Here is a 19353-nt window from a genome sequence, read left to right on the forward strand (position 1 = left end):
AGTGTTTAGTATGTTGGAGGAAAATTATTCACCTTGAAGCGTTTTTATACGGCAAAAGCAGAATATTTTTCTCTGGAGTGAGCTGCGGCTTAAGTATTTTTACAAAAGTACTTAAGCCGCAGCTGTGATAGATAATAAAAACTAATCAGCAGAATGGAATTAAATGACTGTTTTTGGAATATTTTTTGCCAGTATCGCCTTTGCGCAACTTATGATGGGCAGTTTGTTACTGACGCCCTTGTGGAAAACCAACCAGTCTATCCGTCTTTATATGCTGCTGATGGTGTGCTGCTGCTGTTATCTGACTAAGGTTATTTTTGCCCCGGTTGCGTTTGGTTCTTTTTTCTGGTGGCTGGAACTTGTCGGCGGTAATGCCCTGCCCGGGGTGTTCTGGCTGGTCAGCCTGAGTGTCTTCGGCGACCATGTCATCTTAAAACGCTGGCAATATGCCTTGGCTTCCCTGACTTTGCTGATCCCTTTTGTCACCACCACCTCGCAAATGCTGTTTTCCTACGATATCAATGACTTTGCCACCCTTGCCGCGACCATTAAATATGGCGGTACCTTGCTGGAGCTGTTGTTTATCGGCCATGCCCTGCTGATTGCCGTCAGCCACTGGCGCGGCGATCTGGTGCAGGAGCGCCGCTATATCCGCGGCGGGGTGATCAGTGTCTCCGCCTTGTATATTATCCTGGTGATCATTAACGATGAAATTTTCAAGTTCCAGTGGCCGGGAGTGGAGCTGCTCAAAAGCGGGGTGATGGCGCTGCTGGTCACGGCCATCAACTTCTTTTTGTTTACCCTTAAAGGTTCAAGTTTATTTGAAACCGTCAAACAGCCGCAGCCCGATACCTGTGTGCCGGATGCAAGCGCGCATGAGTTGCCCCGTATTATCGACGCCATGGAGCAGGATAAACTCTACCGCCAGGAAGGCATGACCATTGCCGGCCTGGCCAAAGCCCTTTCCATTCATGAATACAAGCTGAGAAACTTGATCAACGGTGAAATGAATTACCGTAATTTTAATGACTTTCTCAACCATTACCGCATTCGAGAGGTGACCGAAAAGCTGGCCCAGCCGGCTTTTAGCCAGACGCCGGTATTAACCCTGGCATTGGAAAGCGGCTTTCGCAGTTTAAGCTCTTTTAATAAGGCGTTTAAAAATACCCACCAGCTGACCCCGACCGAATACCGGAAAAAAGTTCTGTCTTCCGCCCCGGTTTAACTTTGTTGCCCGGTGTTAGCCGAATTCGTCAGTATCGGGGGAATTCGTCAGTAAAACCGGCTGAATTTGCAGGAATACGTCAGCTTTTTTTGGAAAATACGTAGGTTTTCCACGCGCGGGAATTCTATATTTTTAGCTCTCAAGTTTTTTATACCAACAAGAGCAGCTAAGACCATGCCGATAATAATACGCCCGACCCGCCTTTTTTGGCTTTGTTCCCTTTTAGTTTTTTCTTTATTGCCGCCTAAACCTGCTGTTGCCAAGGGGACGCTGGCCCCCGGCGATATCAGCACGGCAAAAGCCTTATATCAAAGTTGTCAGGCTTGCCATGGGGAACAGGGACAGGGAAACCCGCTGTTGAAAAGCCCGGCACTGGCAGGTCAGTTCGCCTGGTATATCAAGCGGCAACTTCAGCATTTCCGAGCCGGGCTCAGGGGCAAAGACGGCGACAGCTTAGGCCAGCAAATGGCGGCTATAAGCCGTCAGTTGAAAAGCGAAAAGGATATTGAGCTGCTGGCAGCTTATATTGAAAGCTTGCCCGGCAGTGCCGGGGCCAAAGCGGCCCCGGACGTTAACAATAAAAACGGTTATCGTTATTACCAGGGAAAGTGCGGCGCCTGCCACGGCAGCGAAGGACAGGGTAATGCCGCCTTTAATGCCCCGAAACTGACCGGACAACAGGGGGAATATCTGTTGAGGCAGATGAAAAGTTTTACCCAGGGTAAACGCGGCGCGGATAAACAGGATAAGTTTGGCCGGCAAATGGCGATGATGGCGAAAAGCGTCTCAGCGCAGCAGCTCAGTGATATTGTCAATTACCTGGTAACCCGCTAGGTAAATGCCGGAGGTGCTCAGCTGATGAAAAAAATCACTAAGTCCAGCCTGGTTGTGTTAACTGCCGCACTGACCTTTAGCGGGTGGTTTACGGGAGTTTCGCATGCGGGGGTTTTTGTCTGGGGGGATTCCGGGATTGCAACCCTGGATATGGCATCCGCTGCTACAGCAGCGGCGCTGGATAATACCAGCAGTGAACTCTCCGGGAATGTTGCCGGGCAGAGGCCTTTTATTTTATCTTCAAGTTGCCCTGCCAGTTTCGAATTGACCGGGCGCGGCGATTGCAGCCTGGTGACCCGCTACCAGTTTTACGACTCGGTGCAGCAAAGGGGGGTAGGCGGCACCCAAACCGCTTTGCCAAAGCACAGGTCCGGTTTTACGGCGCAGCAAATTGACTTGGGCCGTTATCTGTTTTTTGATCCTTTACTGTCAAAAGACGGCAGCTTGTCCTGCGCCAGCTGCCATCATCCCGAGCTGGGCTTTAGCGACGGCCTCGGCCGCAGCATAGGCATCACCGAAAAGCCGACGGCCAGGGGAGCGCCGAGTTTATGGAATATGACCTTTTTATCCAGCTTTTTCTGGGATGCCAGGGCAAATACCCTTGAGCAGCAGGCACAAGGGCCTTTATACGATAAAAAGGAAATGGCCAATACCCCGGTGCAGCTGCTCGCCAGTATCCGCAGCAATGCCTATTATCCTGAGATGTTTGCCCAGGCGTTTCCCGGTCTTGACGGACCGACCCTGGAGCAGCTTTATAGCGCACTGGCCGCCTTTCAAAGTTCGCTGATTTCCCTCAACAGCCGTTACGATCAGTATGCCCATGGTTTTCACCAGGCATTAACCGATGATGAAATTGCCGGTTTGAATGTCTTTCGCTCTTTTGTCGCCCGCTGCGCCGAATGCCACCAGCCGCCTTTATTTACCAATAACCAGGTGGCGGTCATAGGCACCCCTGAGCCCGACGGCCTGCCTTTTGACAGCGGCGCCGAAAAAACCTTTAACAGCGCCAAACTCAGGGGCGGCTTTAAGGTGCCCAGCCTGAGAAATATCAGCAAAACTGCACCTTATATGCATTCCGGCAGGTTTGAGCGCTTACGCGATACGGTGGAGTTTTATAACAAGGGACGCGGCCATGCAGTGCCGAAAAACGAGCAATTGCAGCTGCACTGGCATATCTGGGAGCCGAAACTGACGGATGAAGAAATGGATCGCCTGGTGGATTTTCTCGGGGCGTTAACGGATGAAAGCCTGTTGCCGCAGATCCCCCAAGTGTTGCCGTCGGGGTTACAACCGGTTCAGTCGTTGTCCTTGGCGGAAACAACAAGAGAGAAAAAAGCGCTTGCAACAGAGACGGTTGCAACGATAACAACAAGTAATGTAACCATAAATCAGGGAAACTGATAACGGAGGGGATATGAAAATAAGGCGGACTTTCACCACGCTGTTAATCGCCCTGGCGTTTACCGCCGGGATCGTTTGTGCCAAATACCTTAACGGCAGCGGGCACAGTAATCTCCCGGCCACAAGCGGCAGTGAGGGGGCAAGTTATCTCGGTTACCAGCATGGGGGAGCCAAGGGGGATAAGGCAGAAAATAACAAGGCAAATAGCAACAAGGCAAAAAGCAGCAAGGCAAGCGCGGTGTCCCGCCGCAGCCGTGAGGGCAAAGTCCATGTGGTGGAAGACGGCGATTCGATCATGGCGGCGGTAAAGGCGGCGAGCCCCGGGGATACCATACAAATTTTCCCCGGCAATTATCACGAAACCATCTACATAGATAAAGACGATATCCGCTTGATTGGCGTGATAGAGGCAGGTGAACGTGCGACCCTGGACGGCAAAGACTTGCTCAACGATGCTATTTTATATTCAGGCAATAATATCGTGGTGGAGAACTTAAAAATCACCCGTTATAAAGGCAACGGCATTATGGGGCAGGCGGGCAATAATTTTGAGATCCGCAACAACATTATTGTCGATACCGGGGTGTACGGTATTTTCCCCCAGCTGGGCCAAAACGGCATCGTAGAATTTAATGTCATCTCGGGTATCGAAGATGCCGCCATTTATGTCGGCATGAGTGATAATATCCATGTTGCCCATAACGATGTTTTTGACAGCGTTGCCGGGATCGAAATCGAAAACTCCCGCCATGCGATCGTGGAAAACAATTATGTCCACAACAATACCGGCGGCATCCTCGCCTTTATCACCCCGGGGCTGCCGATTAAAACCACCTATGATGTCATCATCCGCAATAATTTTGTCATCGGCAATAACCATAAAAACTTCGGCGCCCCCGGCTCGACCGTTTCCGGGATCCCGGCAGGTACGGGGATTTTGATCATGGCGGCGGATGAAGTTATCGTCGAAGGCAATATTATTTCCGATAACAAAACCGCAGGCATTATCATTACCGACCACGACAATGCCGCCAATATCACCTTAGATCCCGAATCGGATCCCAGCCCGGATAAGGTGATGCTGCTGGACAATACCATGATCAATAACGGTTATGATACCTTGGATGAAGTCAAAGTACTGATGCTGACTGAGTTCAAAAGCGGCAATCCGGATATTGTCAGGGTAGGGCAGAGCCGTGACAGCTGTATCCTTAATCCGCAGCGTTATTTTACCCTGGGGCTGGGCAAGTGGAAAAAATGTGATTTCAGCCATACCGCGGCAATAGATACCTACCTTTTGGATGAGCCGGTACCGGCGCGGGAGATAGACCCGTCGGAGCGGGGCAAGGTGGTTTATCTCGGTATTTGCACCGGCTGCCATACCTACACCGGGCGCATGATAGGGCCGCCGGTGGAAATTATCCAGGCGCTGTATATGGATAATCCCGAGGGACTGGCCAACTGGATTGAACAACCCACCAAGAAACGTGAAGATTATCCGCCGATGCCGCCGCAAAACTACCTGGACAAGGAAACCCGGCTGGCGGTGGCCAGGTATATGTTGAGCGCTACAAATTAACCCGTTAGCCCTCCCCCTGAACAAACGGTTTCAGGGGGATAAAATCCGGATGGGGCTTATTAGCTTTTTGCTCCCATGCCCAACAGGTATTCGCGGATTGCCGGATCTTTTGCAGCGCTTAGCGGGCTCCTCAAGGTGGTGCCGTTTAAGGTCCTGGCCCTGACTGCCAGGTTAACATCGGCGCCGTTTTCCACTAAAAATTTGACCATCGCCAGGTGGCCGTTGCGGGAAGCGGTAATCAAGGCGGTTTCATCGTCGGGAGCCACGGCATTGATGTCGGCGCCGCGGTTATAGAGCAAGGCAGCTGCCGCCACTTGGTTTTCCATGGCGGCAGGGGTTAGTGCCGTACCATCGCTCTTGGTTATTTGATTCACATCCGCCCCCTGCCGTAACAAGGTATTGAGCATTTCCAGCTTGCCCTGCCTGGCGGCGATGATCAAGGCAGTGCCGTCGCCGGGAATCAGTTGGTTAACATCCAAGGTGGAATTAAGCAGTGTCGTTAATGCCTGTTGGTCATTGTTGCTAATGGCTGTTATCAGGCCATCCGCTACGCTGTCGCTGCTACGGACAGGCGATTGGCCTGAAATTGAGTGTGTTGGCTTATCGTGTGAAAAACTGGTGGTGGCAACCAAGGCTAAGCTTAAGGTGAACACGGTAGCCGGGAGTAATATTTTCATTGTTATTATCCTTTTATGTTGCTGGCAAAGCTGCTGTTATAGATAAAGTCGCCGTCAACGGGAATAAAGTTTGAAAATTTCTCTGTTATTTCTTTTTATTGTTTGCCGGTGGCACCGCCGGTAAAAAACATGAGCAAAAAGCAGTAATTCCTTGATTGTGTATAATTAACGCTAATTGGTATTGACTTTCTGTTATTACCTGCCTTAAATGGAACAAGATTAGGCAGGTACCATGGCTTACTTTTATTGAGGTCTATTGAGCTATTTTGATGAGTAAAGCACTGTTTTCCAATAACAAATTAAGTCAGCGGGTATTGGTTTATATTTTGCTTTGCAGCTCTGTGCTATCTTTATGTACTACCTCGGTACAACTTTATGCCGATTATAATGATGATTTATCCGCGTTAAAACAACGCTTTGTCAATATTGAAATCAGTTATATCCCCTCCATTGCCACCAGTCTCTGGGACTTTAACGAACCTTTAGTGCAGCAGCAAATTCAGGGCATAGTACAGCTGCCGGATATCCGTTACGCAAAAATCGTCACCGGCTTAGGTAATATTTATGAGTTCGGGGATCCGGATGTCGTGGCCGAGGACGACATGGAATACCCGGTTTTTTACGGGGATAATGATATCGGTACCTTGAAGGTGTTCGCCGATTACCAGGATATTTACCAGCGCTTGTGGCAAAGGGCCGGCTTTATTATAACCTCAGAATTTATCAAAATTTTTATTGTTGCCCTGTGTATTGTTTTTATCGTTCACTTGCTGATCACCCGCCACCTGTACCGTATCACCCATTATTCGCAGGAGTTAGGCAGCGATAACCTCAATACCGAATTAAGCCTGTCGAACCGCCCGGGTAAAAAAGATGAGTTAGATCTGCTGGTGGATGCCATTAATGATATGCGCCTGACGTTAAAAAGCGATATTCAAAAACGGGAAGTGGCGGAAAATGCCCTGATCCAGCTTAACGGTGAGCTGGAAGTAAAAGTGTTTGACCGCACCGCCAAGTTAGAGCACAGCAATAAACAATTGCAGCAATCGCTGGATGATCTGACCCTGGCAAAAGATCAGCTGGTGCAGTCGGAAAAAATGGCTTCCCTGGGGCAGCTGGTGGCGGGGGTTGCCCATGAAGTCAACACGCCTTTGGGGATTTGTGTCACCTCCATTACCGCCCTCAAAGAAAAAGTCGACGCATTAAAGCGGGCGGTGGACTCGCAGGAACTCACCAAGTCACATTTGTCCACGACCTTAAATGTGCTGACCGAATACCAGTTGATCATTGAGCGCAGTTTGAATAAATCGGTGGAGCTGATCCGCGGTTTTAAATCGGTGGCGGTTGAACAGCATACCGATCCCGAATTGAAGATTAATTTGTCCCGCCAGGTGCATGATATAGTGAACACGGTCAAAACCATGTTTAAGCATAAAAAATATCAAATTCACCTGGATATAGATCCCGAACTTTCCCTGGTGACCTACCCCAGTGCCTGGAACCAGATCTTAACCAACTTTTTAATGAATTCTCATGTCCACGGCTTTGAAGGGCGGGATACCGGCAATATTTCCATCTCTTTCACCGAAGAAGATGGTTACCTGACCTTGCTATATAAAGATGATGGTGTCGGCATCAATAAAGGTATTAAAAAGCAGGTTTTTGATCCCTTTGTGACCACCAAGCGCGGCCAGGGAGGATCCGGCCTCGGGCTTAATATTGTATTTAACCTGGTCGATGCCAAACTTGGCGGTGTTATCAAATGCCTGGATGTCGACAAAGGTTGCTGTTTCCAGGTCCGGGTGCCGATAGTGCATGCCGACTCTAAAAAGCTTGCCGACGCCTAAATTGCCAATCCGTTAGCGATTGCTTCATCCCGCTTTCAGCTGAGTGTTTTATTTTTCTTTCTTGCCACTGCCGTTGTAGTTCCACCTTTATTCTCTTTTGCCGTCAGCAATTGGTTCTTAATTTTTTATGATGAAAAATGTGACAGGTTGTCACTTTTTGGTTACTCTTAAGCTAATTGGACAAAAAGTAGTCAGGTGAGCGGACGTGTCAGCAAGCATAATAAGAATCAATCCAAAGCAGCAGCGCAGCCAAAGCCGGGTCAGCAAGATACTGGAAATCGCCGGTGAGTTATTCGAATGCCGCGGCCTGGATGCGGTGACATTATCGGATATTGCCACTAAGGCGGAGATCACCCGCAGCTCTTTATACCGTTATTTTCCCGACAAGAATGCGGTCATTAAGGCGCTGGCCCAGTTACATATGGATAGACTCAAACAGGAATTTGACCGCCTCTTTTTGCCGGAAAAGCCTGTGCAAGGGGGACTGGAAATAAGTCAGCTTCAGGCGGGCAGTGTTATAGCGAGCGGCGATCACAGTGAGCATCAGCTGGGCCGGCAACAACTGTTGGCAAGCGTTGATAAGATCATAGATGTTTATGCCAACTTTTATTGTCATCAGCCCGGGTTCAGTGCGGTATGGGGGGCCATGGCCAGCATTCCCGAACTGCAGGTGCTTGATGATCAGGAGTTGCATTATCACGGCCTGGTATTCTATCGGCAAACCCGGCAATTATTTCCCAAGGTCAGCGAAGCACAGTTAAGGATCATCAGCACTATGTTGCCCAGGGCGGTGGGGGCGGTGTTACGTCTGGCGATGTCGGCAACACCACAAGAGGCAAAGGCTTATATTGAAGAAGCCAAGCAAATGGCGAAGGCGTATTTATTGAGCATTTTCGAGCAACAGGGGTGATCAGAACCACAGGCGGATAAAACAGATAAAAATACCAGGGAAGAGCGGTAATAAGGGAAGTAAGAGGTACTTATTTTTTCTCTGAAGATTAGCACAGTCTTTCGGGCCGGGAGTCCACCTATAAGACATGCTCCCGACTCCCGTTAGCGGCCGGGAACATGACAAGCTAACAGGAAGAAAAAATGAAAATAATAAGGACGAGCATCAGGAGAATAGTACCTGCGGCATTACTTGCCTGCGTTGGTGTTACCCAGGCGGGGGACTTTCAAATAGGCCGGGGCATACATGATATTACCGGGCCGGCGGCAGAAGTCGGTATGTTGGGGTATGCCGACCTGGAGCAGATCAGCTCAGGTATCCATACCCGGTTGCATGCCCGCGCGTTTATCATTGCCGAGCATGACAATGTCAACCAGCGGGTGGTGATGGTCAGTGCCGATCTCGGTATGCTGACCCAGTCGGTGAAGCAAGGGGTGGTGGCCAAGCTCAGGCAAAAATACGGCGATCTCTATCTCGATGCCAATGTGATGTTATCCCCCACCCATACCCATTCGGGTCCCGGCGGCCTGTCTCATTATGCCCTTACCAACCTGACGTCTTTGGGTTATATCGAACAGAACTATCATGCGGTTGTTGACGGCATAGTCGCGGCGATAGATCAGGCGCACCAGGAGCTGAGCCCGGGGGAAATTAAAATCAACCAGGGCGAGTTGTACAATGTCAGCATAAACCGCAGCGATGAAGCTTACCAGGCCAATCCGGCGGCAGAAAAAAGCCGTTATGACGACAATGTCGAACATACCATGACCCTGCTGAAATTCACTAAAAATAACCAGGATTATGCCCAGTGGAACTGGTTCCCGGTGCACCCTGTGTCTATGAGCAGCAGCAATACCCTGATCTCTGCCGATAACAAGGGTTATGCCTCTTATCTTTTTGAGCGGGACATGGGCCTGGATTATCTGAGCAAGCAAGGTTTTGTCGCCGCTTTTGCCCAGGCCAATGCCGGGGATGTCAGCCCCAACTTAAACCTTGACGGCACCGGTCCCGGCAGCACTGAGCTGGAAAGCACACAAATTATCGGCCAGCGCCAATACGATAAAGCGAAAGCGCTTTATTTAAGCGCCAGCCAAAACCTGGGCGGCGATATCAGCTACCGCCATACCTTTGTTGATTTCTCCAAACTGGCGGTGGCTGCTGAATATTCAGGGGAAAGCGCCAGCAGCACCTGTGATGCCGCCTTAGGTTATGCCTTTGCCGCCGGCACCGAAGACGGTAAGGGGCCGGACTGGTTTCATGAAGGGGATAACAGTGCAAACCCGCTGTTTACTATGGTGACTTCCCTGATTGCCGTGGCCCCGGACTCGCTTCGGGAATGTCACGCGGAAAAAGAAATTCTGCTGGCAACGGGCTTGGTAGAGCCTGTGCCCTGGACCCCGGATGTGTTGCCGTTGCAGCTGCTGAAAATAGGCCGCTTGGCGGTGGTTGCCCTGCCGTCTGAAATCACGACCATGGCGGGACGCAGGTTAATGGCAACGGTAAAAGCCGAGCTGGCGGGCGAGGTTGATCATGTGGTCTTGTCCGGCCTGGCCAATACCTATGCCGGTTATGTCTCCACCCGGGAAGAATATGCCGCCCAGCATTACGAAGGCGGCCATACCATTTTCGGCCCCCATACTTTGGCGGGTTACCAGCAGGAATTTACCAAGCTGGCGCGGGCAATCAAGCAAAATACCCAGGTGGACGCCGGACCGGCGTTAAGGGAGTTGGCGGATCAGCAGCTGACCTTCCAAACCGGTGTGGTCTTGGATAATACCCCGATCTTTACTTCTTTTGGCGATGTTCATCAGCAGGTGAATTCCAATTACGGCAAAGGACAAACGGCTTTTGTCAGCTTCTGGACCGGGCATCCGAAAAATGATTTAAAAACCCAAAGCACTTATCTGGAGGTGCAAAGGAAAGTGGCGGGGAGCTGGCAAAAAGTCGCCGATGACAATGACTGGGAAACCTTTTACCGCTGGAAGCGTATCGATCCCGTGTGGGGCAGCTCGCGTGCGGAAATTTCCTGGAATATCCCTGCAGATGCCCCAAGCGGGGAATACCGCATCTTGCATTACGGCGCCTATAAAAACGGCTGGACCGGCAATATCCACCACTTTACCGGCAAATCCAAATCCTTTAACGTAAACTAGCCGCAAGCCGGCTCAGTAAGTCATATTAAAGCTAAGGTGAACATGCCTTAGCTTTAATTACAGGAAGTAATGTATGTCATGGGCTCAGGACGAGCAGGAATGACGATTTGTAGTATTACAAGTTTATTTCCCCGGCCATATAATCGACGGCGCCGCCGGTTAATAATACCCGATCGCCTTTGAGCTCGCAGGTGAGCTGGCCGGTGCGTTCGGATAACTGTTTAGCGGTTAACAGCTTGCGCTTTAACCGGGCCTGCCAGTAGGGAGCAAGCTGGCAGTGGGCGGAGCCGGTCACCGGATCTTCATTCACGCGATACTTAGGGTAAAAACAGCGGCTGACAAAATCGACATCATTTCCGGGCGCCGTCACTATCACCCCCCTTAAATCCAGGTTATACCAGGCGGCATAATCCGGGGTAAGGCTTTTGACTTCTTCTTCATCATTGAGGACAACCAGGTAATCGGTGCCCGCCAGTACGGCTGTCGGTGTTATTGTTAATCCGGCCAATAATGCCATCGGCGGAGCAACCTCCCTGGATGCAGAGGCGGGAAAGTCCAGGCAATAACCTCCGCTCGCCTTGGTTACCTTCAGCTCGCCGCTTCGGCTTTTAAAGCGGATTTCCGGCTCGTTAAAACCTAAATGTTGATATAACACATGGGCGCTGGCCAGGGTGGCATGACCGCACAGATCTACCTCACCCTTAGGCGTGAACCAGCGAAGCTCGATGCCTTGTTCACCGTTATTTTCACCCGGCACGATAAAAGCGGTTTCCGATAAATTATTGGCTGCGGCGATTTTTTGCAGCAGTTCGTCATCAAGCCAGTGGCCTAACGGACAGACCGCGGCGGGGTTACCTTCGAAGACTTTGGCGGCGAAAGTGTCTACCTGATATATGCTTATTTTCATTTTTTACCTGCTGTTAACTGAAGTGGTTATTCCCGGTACCAAACCGTCACCAGGCCATCTGAGTCGCTTACCGAATGGGAGATGTTGATCAGTTGCTCCGGCTTTAAAGTAGACGCAAATGCACTGGCACTGGTAAATAACTCGTCCCAGTTGGCAAAGGCACCGCGAAAAATTTTATAGGTGACCGAGTGGGGCTTTGAAATATAGAGCTGCGCATTTGGAAATGAATGGCTGGGGTTTTCTTTTGTGGTATTGCTCACACCCTTGGCACAATTGCATTTCCAGCAAACCTCGAAGCTGTCATCTTCGACATCGGTATTGCAGTTTTGACATATCCAGGTCATTTTTCTCTCCATTTAGCTTATGGGGCCGCTACTTTAAGAAAGCTTGAATAACTTGATAATACTTGGGATATTGAGAAATATCATTGTGATCGGCATTTTTTATTAATGCTACCTGAGGTTTCAGGGGGGTATAAGCGGTGACCAGCTTATCGCTGTGCACCCGGGCTATGACCCTGTCATGTTCGGCAATCACCAGCAAGACTTTAGCCTTGATGTCTTTACTTCTGGCGGCAGAATTATATTTGTCTTTTAGCAGATACTTCATCGGATAGATGGGAAACTGTGCCTGGGCGACAGCCTCTATGCTGGCAAAAGGGGTCACCAGCACCAGGTGGGAAATATCCCGCTCGGCTGCCAGGTAGCTGGCGATGCCGCTGCCTAAGCTGCGGCCGATCACGCCAATACTGGTATGTTGCCCGGTAAGCTGATCATAAATGGCCAGGGCATCGCTATAAAGCCCCTGTTCATTCGGGCTGCCGCTGCTGCCGCCGTAGCTGCGGTAATTTACCAGGTAAACACTGTAGTCCGGTAATGCCCGGGTAAAGTCAACGGCGTTAAAGGCTACAGCTTCGGCATTGCCGCCAAAATATAACAGTGCCTTTTTCTGGCCGCCGTTGACCAGGATGGTTTTAATGATCTGTCCCTGGTTGGCAAATTCAAGTTCCGGGTAGCCGTGATCGACGGCGCCGCGCGGGAAATAAATCAAGGTACGCTGCATCACAAACAGCAAGCTGCCCAGGGCGAAATAGATGATCAGTACAGAGCAGAGTAATTTCAGCATAAGTTTTACTATAGCTTATCGGGGATAGCAGCTTGCTGTTTGTCTGTTTGCTGAGGCTTTTGGGCGGCAGGTTTCGCCAAGTTAATTAGGTTGCCCGTTAGCATCAGAGCCGCGCCGACAAAAAGCGATAAACCGACCTCTTCCTGATAGAGCAGGCCGCCGATCAACGCGATTAACGGCAGGCGTAAAAAATCCAGGGTAACCACAGTGGTGACCTCGGTTGACAGCATCGCCCGGGTGATACAGTAATGGGCGCTTAAGGCGGCCAGCCCCATCAGGGCCAGCCACAGCCACTGTATGCCTTGGGGCCATTGCCATTGGGGCAGGGCAAAGCACAAGGCAATAGGCAACTGCAGCAAAGCCATATAAAACAGGATAGCGACCGGTTTTTCCGTGCTGGAAAGGGATTTTACCGCAGTATGGGCAAGGGCGTAACAGATGGCCGCCGCCAGGGCAATTAAGGCGCCGATCTCGAACATGGCAACCCCGGGCTGGACTATTATCAGCACACCTAAAATGCCTAAAGCGATAGCGGCTGATTTGCGTAAGGTGATTTTTTCCTTAAGTACCAGGGCGGCAATCAGGGCGGTCCACAGCGGTACGGTAAATTCCAGCGCAAACACCTCTGCCAGCGGCAGTAGGCCCATGGCTAAAAACCAAAAATATTGTCCGGCAAAGTGAACCAGGTTTCTAAAACCGTGCAGGGGCAGCCGGTTGACCCTGATAAGTGATTTTTCTTTGATAAAAAACAGCACCAGGGTGATAAAGATCAGACTCATCAGGCTGCGGAAAAACAGCATGGGCGTAATAGCCAAGCCATCGCTGAGTTCCCTGCCGCCTATTGCCAACAGGCAAAAGGAAGCGATTGCGCCCGACATCCATAAAAAGGCATGCATTTAATATTACTCCTGATGAAGAAAACTTAGTGGGTAAACGGCATTTAACAATGGCTGCGGCTTAGACAAACTTACACATGCCCAGGCCTAAGGTTTCTCCGCACCTGTCCCGGTAGCCGTAACGGCGGTAAAAGCCTTCCTTTCCTTTAGCGGCGAGCAACCCTATGGTGGCACCTGTTGCTGCTGCGGACAACAGGTAGTCTTCTATCTGTTGCATGACGATATGCCCCAGCCCGCGCTGCTGATAACCGGGGGCAACGATCACATCCTGGATATAGAAAAACATGGCGCCATCGCCGATTACCCGGCCCATGGCGATGAGCCTATCCTGCTCCCTGAGGGTCACATGAAAAAGGGAGTTGGCCAGGCTGATTTCGGCCATCTTTTCATCGGTTTTGCCCCAGCCGATTTTTTCTCTCAACGCGGCAAATTCAGCCACCGAAGGGCTTAAGTGGCTGATGGTGAAATTTTCTGTTTTGCTTTGTATTAAAGTATCGGTCAACGTTTTTCCGGATGCGCTTGCCAAGTCAATGAAAGAAAACTTTTATATCAGATAATATCTGCAGCTTCAATCCGGCTTTGCAGGGCAAAGCTTCACTTCTTGTTATGGCTTGAAGTCTGCCCGGTTTTTCCCGTCAAACCGTCGAGTTTGGCCAGTACGAATTTTTCCGAATAACCGGCAATAATGGACCAGGCGATCATTTTATAAAAATCACCATTTTCTGCCAGGGTGACGCCGCCCCGTAATACCGCCATACCGGATTCGAACTCTCCCTCGATATTGATAAATTTGGGAAAAAGATCGCCGCTGACCATGCCGGATAATAACAGCGACATCAGGATCAGCGCGATAAGGGCACCTACCACAGGTTTAAAGCAGACGATTATGGCGGCATCGCTCAAACGTTTGGTTTTTTCTTCGGGGGAGAGGCCGCGTATTTCGACATGCTCGCGCACCGTAGCCCCTAAGGCGCCAAAGGCCAGGATCAGTATCGGAATGGGGGCATCTTTATCATTATTCACCCAGGCCATGGCAAGGGTTAACAGCAGGATAACAACAATAGTAACATAATGAAGGGCTTTCATAGCGGGCTCCCTTTGCCGGTTATCGGGGGATCTTGGTGCTTTGCCTGAATAAAAGTTTAGTGCTTGTGATAAAGTTTATTGCTCAATCTATTAATTTGTTTACACTTTTGTTTTTTATTAACTTATCTGCGGGCTGTTTATCTTTGGCTGTGAAAGATAAACAGCTCCTAGCATCCGCCGGGTTTATATGGATCATTTTTCAATACGTGCTTACAGCAATGAAATGCGGGGCCATTACCATGAGCACCACCAGCTGGTATTGCCCCTGCATGGTTCCATTTATATTTCGGTAGCGGAGTTTTCCGGCCTGGTCAGCCCGGGAGATTGCGTGGTGATCAAAGCCGGACAAAGGCATGATTTCAGGGCCCCGGAGGAGGCGCGCTTCCTGGTGCTCGATACCGATCGCTTGCCCGCTAAGCTGATGTCATTTGGTGAGGCAAAATTTGCTGTTAATGGTCCGCTGATGTCCTTTATTCATTTTATCGAGCAGCAATTGCAGCACCAGGTGAACCAGGCATTGGAATCGTTAACATATGAACTGTTCCAGCAACTGCTGGCACAGCAAAGCTGCGTCCGGCGGATAGATAAAAGGCTTGAGCAGGTGCTGGATGTTATCAGCCAAGATCTTAGCCGGGCACATTCGTTAACGGCCCTGGCCCAAGTGGCCTGCTTAAGTGTGACTCAGTTTAAAAAGGTCTTTAAAGACAGTTTAGGGGTCAGTTTCCAGGTTTATCTCACCAGGCAACGTATGGAAAAGGCTAAGGCCCTGCTCACCCATACCGATATACCGATAAGCCTGATCGCCGAGCGGGTGGGCTACCAGAATGCCTCGGCGTTTAGCCGCAGGTTCAGGCAGTACTTCGGCAGCAGCCCGAAAACCTTTGCGCACTAGTTTGCTTTAAAGTGCACAGCTGCGTCTTTTGGGTTGGTAAAAGCGTCTTATCTGCACACACAAGTGGAGAAAATTTGTCAACAATATCGCCACGGTAACTTTTATAGAAATTTTATGATGGCGACAATTTATGGTGTCCTGGCAATTGTGATGTGGGGTGCGCTTGCCTTGCTAGGTGTTAATACTAAGGCTATTCCGGCATTTCAATTGCTGTTTCTGTGCTTTTTTATTTCTTCTTTACTGATGTTTGTCAGGCGTTTTTTAATCGGGCTGCCGCTGTTTTTAAAACCGGGGATGACCTTGGTGCAGTGGCTTTTCGGCACGGGGGCGTTATTCGGTTTTCACTTCTGCTATTTTATCGCCCTTAAACACGCTCCGGCGATAGAGGTCAGTTTGATTTGCTACCTGTGGCCGGTATTGCTGGCCATGCTGCTTGCCGGTAAAAACAGCCTGCTCAGGGCTCTAACCGGTGGTGCTTGCGGTTTTGTCGGTATCGCTTTTATTATCCTTGGTGATGCCGGTATGGCCTTTAACCCTGACTATATTTTCGGTTATTTACTGGCGGCAGCCTGTGCCCTGATATGGTCAAGCTATTCCTGGTATCTGTCTAAATCCAGCGGTGAGCTTGATGATATCGGCTGGTTATCCCTTGCTGTTGCCCTGTTGTCTTTGCTGGCCCATTTCTTTTTCGATACCGGGCAGCAGGCAAGCAGTCAGTGGCTGTTTGACCGGGAGCAATGGCTGGGCATTGTTTTATTGGGGCTGGGACCGGTAGGCGGGGCTTTTTATTTGTGGGATCTCGGGTTGAAAAAAGGCAATAAAAAATTATTGGCCTCCTTAAGTTTTGCCAGTCCTTTGCTCTCTTCTGTGCTGCTGGCGCTGGCGGGTTATAATGCCTGGTCTTTGAATATTTTAATTGCCTTAAGCCTGATCTTACTCGGTGCTTATATTTGTAATAAAAAACAGGCCAATCCCAGTCGGGTGGCGTGTCCGACAAACAAACAGGGGCTGTCGGCCGGGCAGGCTGATAGCAGTGGCTTTTGACTTTATTAAAATGGAGACTTGTTACATCAGGCTTGCCGGGATGGGAAGAAAATACAGATAACCGGCAGGAGAAAAACCGGTTATCTGTATTGTGCTTTTGCTGTGCGTTACGCCCGGATTAATTTTTGCTGAATTTAATCCAGTTCAGGTTCCATTCCTGGCCGTTGGAATTTAACCTTATGGTGTGCTCACCTTCAGGCAGGGTTACCGTGGAAGTGACCGTGATATAATCCTGCCAGCCGCCGGTGGCGGGTACGGTTACAGTATCCAGCACTTCATCGCCGATAAGCAGGCTGAACCCATCGCTGCCGGGCACAGTCGCCAAACGGTACTCCACGGTATATTCCCCGGCGCTGTCGATTTTCACGTCATAATCCACCCAGCGGTCTATCTCGAAATGACCGATATTGGAGCCGCCGCCGTTATCGCCGCTGCTTTCCGTCTGTACGCCGGGATGGGCGCTGGTATAGTTTTCCGCTTCGATTAGTCCCGGGATCGAGAAGAAGCTCGGGCCGCTGGCGGCTATTTCGCTGCCGTAACCTAAGTCGATATCATTGAAGGCGGCGACATAATAATAGTAAGTGGTATCGCCGCTGGTGATGGTATCGTTATAGCCGGTGCCTGTGGTTTCACCAATGACTTCAAAACCTGAGCGGGAGGCGGTGCTGCGGTAAACCTTATAACCGTCAACGCTTCCTTCGGATGCGCTCCAGCTTAAGCTGATGGCATCTTCACTTACCGTTAAGGCCAAGTCTGCCGGTTTGCCGGGAATGTTAGTGAAAATTTCCGGTGCCTGCTCGGCGGTCATGGCATCGACGACATAGTCGTTGATGATGTAATCCATAGTGCCGAAGGCGGCAAAATAGCTTTCAATCTCTTCCTTGCTGGAGCTGTTGACATCTATGCTGGCAAGGGAGCGTCCTTGTACGTCTACCCATTCCTGCGGCATATCCGGCACCAGGTATATTTCCGCCCACATATCATTGCCGCCGGCGCCGTTGTCTTTAAACTTGCCGCTCAGGGTATAGGACTGGCCGCCTTCTACCTGCACCGGCTGGTAGATCAGGCTATGGTTACCGGCGGCAGAGGTGATGCGCAGGGCTGCCCCGGTGTCACTGCCGGCAAATGCCCCGGCGTTATAGTTAAAGTCGTAACTGCGGGGATCCCCCCACAGGGATAACTCGGTCCAGCCGCTATTGCTGCCGAAATTCCCGTTGAGCAAGATATCTTCACCGCTGGCATCATGGGTGAGTTTGATATCGTCATAAATCACGTCCGAGCCGTTAAAGGCGCCGGTTTTGATCACCAGGTACATGGTTTTGCTGCCTTCGCCGGAATAAGGCGTGGTGCTTTTTGCCGGGCCGCTACAGGCCTCAGCGAAGGTGCTTTGCCAGTCGTTGCAGGACCAGGTTTCTGCCTTGGCCAGCAGCTGATCGCCGTTATTGGTCACCAGGCCCCATTGGCCGTTGCCTAAACCGCCGGCAGGGGAAGTGGTTTTATAGGACCAGGCGGTTGCCGCCCAGTTGAGATCGTTGAAGGTATCAAAAGTTGCCCGGGTGATGGGGCCGCCAAGCTCTCCCAGTCCGGTCCAGGGCTGTAATTCACCCACCAGCAACGGGGTGTAAACGTCCCGGGCCTGTTTGGCCCAGTCGCATACGCCGGTGGCGCCGTTTTCACCACAGGTAAGCCAGTCGCGGTGCACTTCATAACCGATTTCTCCCCAGCCGAAAATACCCGGGTATTGATGGATTTCAAAGGCGACATTGCTCATGCCTGAATCGAAGGGATCGCCGTAGGCTTCTATGCCGCCGGAGTTATGGCCGGGTAAAATCACGATATGGTTGTTATCTACTTCACGTACCGCCTGGTAGAGTTCAATACTGAAATCTTTTAGGGTTTCGGCATCTGTACCCCAAGGTTCGTTTAACAGGCCGTAACCGGCAATTGCCGCTTCATCTTGGTATTTGGCCGCGATTTGCTGCCATAACCAAACGGTGCGATCCCGGTATTCCTCATTTTCCCATAACTGGTTCTGCCCTTCGCGGCCGGTATGCTGTTCTAAGCCCTGGCGGCCTGCTGCGCCGTGCAGATCTAAAATCACATAAAGTTCGCGTTTTTTGGCTTCAGCAATGGCCCAGTCCAAATAGTACCAGGCATCGGCTTTTAAGGTTTTCGGGTTGTTGTCGTCTTCGAGCAGGCTATAGAGAAACGGGATACGCACCAGGTTAAAGCCGCTGTCCTTAATGACGTCCCAGTCGTTTTCGGTGATCCAGTTATCCCGAAATACCGTCATCAGGCGTTCTTTTTCTGTTTCGCCAAAACGTTCGCTGAGTTTTGCTTCCAAACTGTACTGGTCGGGAATATTTTCCCCCAGCGGGTTATCGCTCATTTCCAGCATCCACATTTCCATTGCCAGCCAGTTACCCAGGTTGATGCCGCGCAGGGAAACCTTTTGATCCTGCTGGTTCATCCAGATGGTGCCGTTTTGTTTTAGCAGGGAATAACTTTCCTGCTGGGCTTGCGGCTGCTCATAGGGGGAAGGGGTGGGGGTGATCGCCCCGGGGGCATCGCTGCCGCAGCCGGATAACGCCGTGATCAGCGTTAAAGCTATTGTTGATAGGGTCAGGTTTTCAGGTGTGATTTTTTTAATACTTTTATTCATCACGTTTTCCTTATATCTGTTTTCTTGTCTGATTTTGTCATAGGGCATAGCCAGGCTGTCGGAACATCTTTGTCCC

The 19353-nt window shown here is 50.5% G+C and carries 17 protein-coding genes; 9 read left to right on the forward strand and 8 right to left on the reverse strand.

The genetic code is table 11. The annotated features are described in order from the left end of the window. Nucleotides 1–163: 163 nt before the first annotated feature. From QL234_RS00745 to QL234_RS00760, 4 genes are all read left to right on the forward strand, one after another. Complete coding sequence (locus tag QL234_RS00745; protein ID WP_281555960.1) at nucleotides 164–1225, forward strand: helix-turn-helix domain-containing protein; 1062 nt, start codon at nucleotides 164–166, stop codon at nucleotides 1223–1225. Between the two features lie 174 nt (nucleotides 1226–1399). Beyond that, nucleotides 1400–2059 carry a c-type cytochrome gene (locus tag QL234_RS00750; protein WP_281555961.1) on the forward strand — a complete coding sequence of 220 codons (660 nt, stop codon included), beginning with the start codon at nucleotides 1400–1402 and terminating at the stop codon, nucleotides 2057–2059. Nucleotides 2060–2083: 24 nt separating this feature from the next. After that, complete coding sequence (locus tag QL234_RS00755) at nucleotides 2084–3460, forward strand: cytochrome c peroxidase (RefSeq protein ID WP_281555962.1); 1377 nt, start codon at nucleotides 2084–2086, stop codon at nucleotides 3458–3460. Nucleotides 3461–3473: 13 nt separating this feature from the next. Further along, nucleotides 3474–5039: a parallel beta-helix domain-containing protein gene (locus QL234_RS00760; RefSeq protein ID WP_281555963.1), complete on the forward strand. Its 1566-nt coding sequence runs from the start codon at nucleotides 3474–3476 to the stop codon at nucleotides 5037–5039. 59 nt (nucleotides 5040–5098) lie between these two features. Here the strand turns inward: QL234_RS00760 and QL234_RS00765 are convergent, their stop codons facing one another. Beyond that, nucleotides 5099–5716 carry an ankyrin repeat domain-containing protein gene (locus tag QL234_RS00765; RefSeq protein WP_281555964.1) on the reverse strand — a complete coding sequence of 206 codons (618 nt, stop codon included), beginning with the start codon at nucleotides 5714–5716 and terminating at the stop codon, nucleotides 5099–5101. A gap of 269 nt (nucleotides 5717–5985) precedes the next feature. Here QL234_RS00765 and QL234_RS00770 point away from each other — a divergent pair, with 269 nt between their 5' ends. The 3 genes from QL234_RS00770 to QL234_RS00780 all read left to right on the forward strand — a co-directional run bounded on the left by QL234_RS00770 (nucleotide 5986) and on the right by QL234_RS00780 (nucleotide 10665). Beyond that, nucleotides 5986–7563, forward strand: coding sequence for an ATP-binding protein (locus QL234_RS00770; RefSeq protein WP_281555965.1), 1578 nt, complete (start codon nucleotides 5986–5988; stop codon nucleotides 7561–7563). 205 nt (nucleotides 7564–7768) lie between these two features. After that, nucleotides 7769–8473, forward strand: a complete 705-nt coding sequence (locus QL234_RS00775) for a TetR family transcriptional regulator (protein ID WP_281555966.1) — start codon at nucleotides 7769–7771, stop codon at nucleotides 8471–8473. Between the two features lie 182 nt (nucleotides 8474–8655). Then, nucleotides 8656–10665 (forward strand): neutral/alkaline ceramidase, encoded by a 2010-nt coding sequence (locus QL234_RS00780; protein WP_281555967.1) that lies wholly within the window; start codon nucleotides 8656–8658, stop codon nucleotides 10663–10665. 115 nt (nucleotides 10666–10780) lie between these two features. Here the strand turns inward: QL234_RS00780 and QL234_RS00785 are convergent, their stop codons facing one another. From QL234_RS00785 to QL234_RS00810, 6 genes are all read right to left on the reverse strand, one after another. Further along, complete coding sequence (locus QL234_RS00785) at nucleotides 10781–11572, reverse strand: PhzF family phenazine biosynthesis protein (protein ID WP_281555968.1); 792 nt, start codon at nucleotides 11570–11572, stop codon at nucleotides 10781–10783. Nucleotides 11573–11598: 26 nt separating this feature from the next. Next, nucleotides 11599–11916: a hypothetical protein gene (locus tag QL234_RS00790; RefSeq protein ID WP_281555969.1), complete on the reverse strand. Its 318-nt coding sequence runs from the start codon at nucleotides 11914–11916 to the stop codon at nucleotides 11599–11601. Between the two features lie 28 nt (nucleotides 11917–11944). Beyond that, complete coding sequence (locus QL234_RS00795) at nucleotides 11945–12697, reverse strand: alpha/beta fold hydrolase (protein WP_281555970.1); 753 nt, start codon at nucleotides 12695–12697, stop codon at nucleotides 11945–11947. An 8-nt stretch (nucleotides 12698–12705) separates the two neighbouring features. After that, nucleotides 12706–13593 (reverse strand): DMT family transporter, encoded by an 888-nt coding sequence (locus tag QL234_RS00800; RefSeq protein WP_281555971.1) that lies wholly within the window; start codon nucleotides 13591–13593, stop codon nucleotides 12706–12708. 61 nt (nucleotides 13594–13654) lie between these two features. After that, a complete protein-coding gene (locus QL234_RS00805) occupies nucleotides 13655–14095 on the reverse strand; it encodes a GNAT family N-acetyltransferase (RefSeq protein ID WP_281555972.1) in 441 nt (146 codons plus the stop codon). Between the two features lie 92 nt (nucleotides 14096–14187). Further along, on the reverse strand, nucleotides 14188–14679 hold the full coding sequence (locus QL234_RS00810) for a hypothetical protein (RefSeq protein ID WP_281555973.1): 492 nt from the start codon (nucleotides 14677–14679) through the stop codon (nucleotides 14188–14190). A gap of 187 nt (nucleotides 14680–14866) precedes the next feature. Between QL234_RS00810 and QL234_RS00815 the strand changes: the two genes are divergently transcribed. Both QL234_RS00815 and QL234_RS00820 read left to right on the forward strand, forming a co-directional pair. Next, nucleotides 14867–15571: an AraC family transcriptional regulator gene (locus QL234_RS00815; RefSeq protein ID WP_281555974.1), complete on the forward strand. Its 705-nt coding sequence runs from the start codon at nucleotides 14867–14869 to the stop codon at nucleotides 15569–15571. 114 nt (nucleotides 15572–15685) lie between these two features. Then, nucleotides 15686–16615: an EamA family transporter gene (locus QL234_RS00820; RefSeq protein WP_348650693.1), complete on the forward strand. Its 930-nt coding sequence runs from the start codon at nucleotides 15686–15688 to the stop codon at nucleotides 16613–16615. A gap of 118 nt (nucleotides 16616–16733) precedes the next feature. On the opposite strand, the gene QL234_RS00825 is transcribed toward QL234_RS00820, so the two are convergent. Further along, on the reverse strand, nucleotides 16734–19277 hold the full coding sequence (locus QL234_RS00825) for a carbohydrate-binding protein (RefSeq protein WP_281555975.1): 2544 nt from the start codon (nucleotides 19275–19277) through the stop codon (nucleotides 16734–16736). Between the last annotated feature and the right edge of the window lie 76 nt (nucleotides 19278–19353).

It is taken from the genome of Thalassomonas sp. RHCl1 (assembly GCF_947387555.1).
Lineage (GTDB): Bacteria > Pseudomonadota > Gammaproteobacteria > Enterobacterales > Alteromonadaceae > Thalassomonas.

Bases quoted from the DNA above. Each gene is read 5' to 3' on its own strand.
- QL234_RS00745 (WP_281555960.1), top strand. From the start codon at position 164: ATGACTGTTTTTGGAATATTTTTTGCCAGTATCGCCTTTGCGCAACTT.
- QL234_RS00750 (WP_281555961.1), top strand. From the start codon at position 1,400: ATGCCGATAATAATACGCCCGACCCGCCTTTTTTGGCTTTGTTCCCTT.
- QL234_RS00755 (WP_281555962.1), top strand. From the start codon at position 2,084: ATGAAAAAAATCACTAAGTCCAGCCTGGTTGTGTTAACTGCCGCACTG.
- QL234_RS00760 (WP_281555963.1), top strand. From the start codon at position 3,474: ATGAAAATAAGGCGGACTTTCACCACGCTGTTAATCGCCCTGGCGTTT.
- QL234_RS00765 (WP_281555964.1), bottom strand. From the start codon at position 5,716: ATGAAAATATTACTCCCGGCTACCGTGTTCACCTTAAGCTTAGCCTTG.
- QL234_RS00770 (WP_281555965.1), top strand. From the start codon at position 5,986: ATGAGTAAAGCACTGTTTTCCAATAACAAATTAAGTCAGCGGGTATTG.
- QL234_RS00780 (WP_281555967.1), top strand. From the start codon at position 8,656: ATGAAAATAATAAGGACGAGCATCAGGAGAATAGTACCTGCGGCATTA.
- QL234_RS00785 (WP_281555968.1), bottom strand. From the start codon at position 11,572: ATGAAAATAAGCATATATCAGGTAGACACTTTCGCCGCCAAAGTCTTC.
- QL234_RS00790 (WP_281555969.1), bottom strand. From the start codon at position 11,916: ATGACCTGGATATGTCAAAACTGCAATACCGATGTCGAAGATGACAGC.
- QL234_RS00795 (WP_281555970.1), bottom strand. From the start codon at position 12,697: ATGCTGAAATTACTCTGCTCTGTACTGATCATCTATTTCGCCCTGGGC.
- QL234_RS00800 (WP_281555971.1), bottom strand. From the start codon at position 13,593: ATGCATGCCTTTTTATGGATGTCGGGCGCAATCGCTTCCTTTTGCCTG.
- QL234_RS00810 (WP_281555973.1), bottom strand. From the start codon at position 14,679: ATGAAAGCCCTTCATTATGTTACTATTGTTGTTATCCTGCTGTTAACC.
- QL234_RS00815 (WP_281555974.1), top strand. From the start codon at position 14,867: ATGGATCATTTTTCAATACGTGCTTACAGCAATGAAATGCGGGGCCAT.
- QL234_RS00820 (WP_348650693.1), top strand. From the start codon at position 15,686: ATGATGGCGACAATTTATGGTGTCCTGGCAATTGTGATGTGGGGTGCG.
- QL234_RS00825 (WP_281555975.1), bottom strand. From the start codon at position 19,277: ATGAATAAAAGTATTAAAAAAATCACACCTGAAAACCTGACCCTATCA.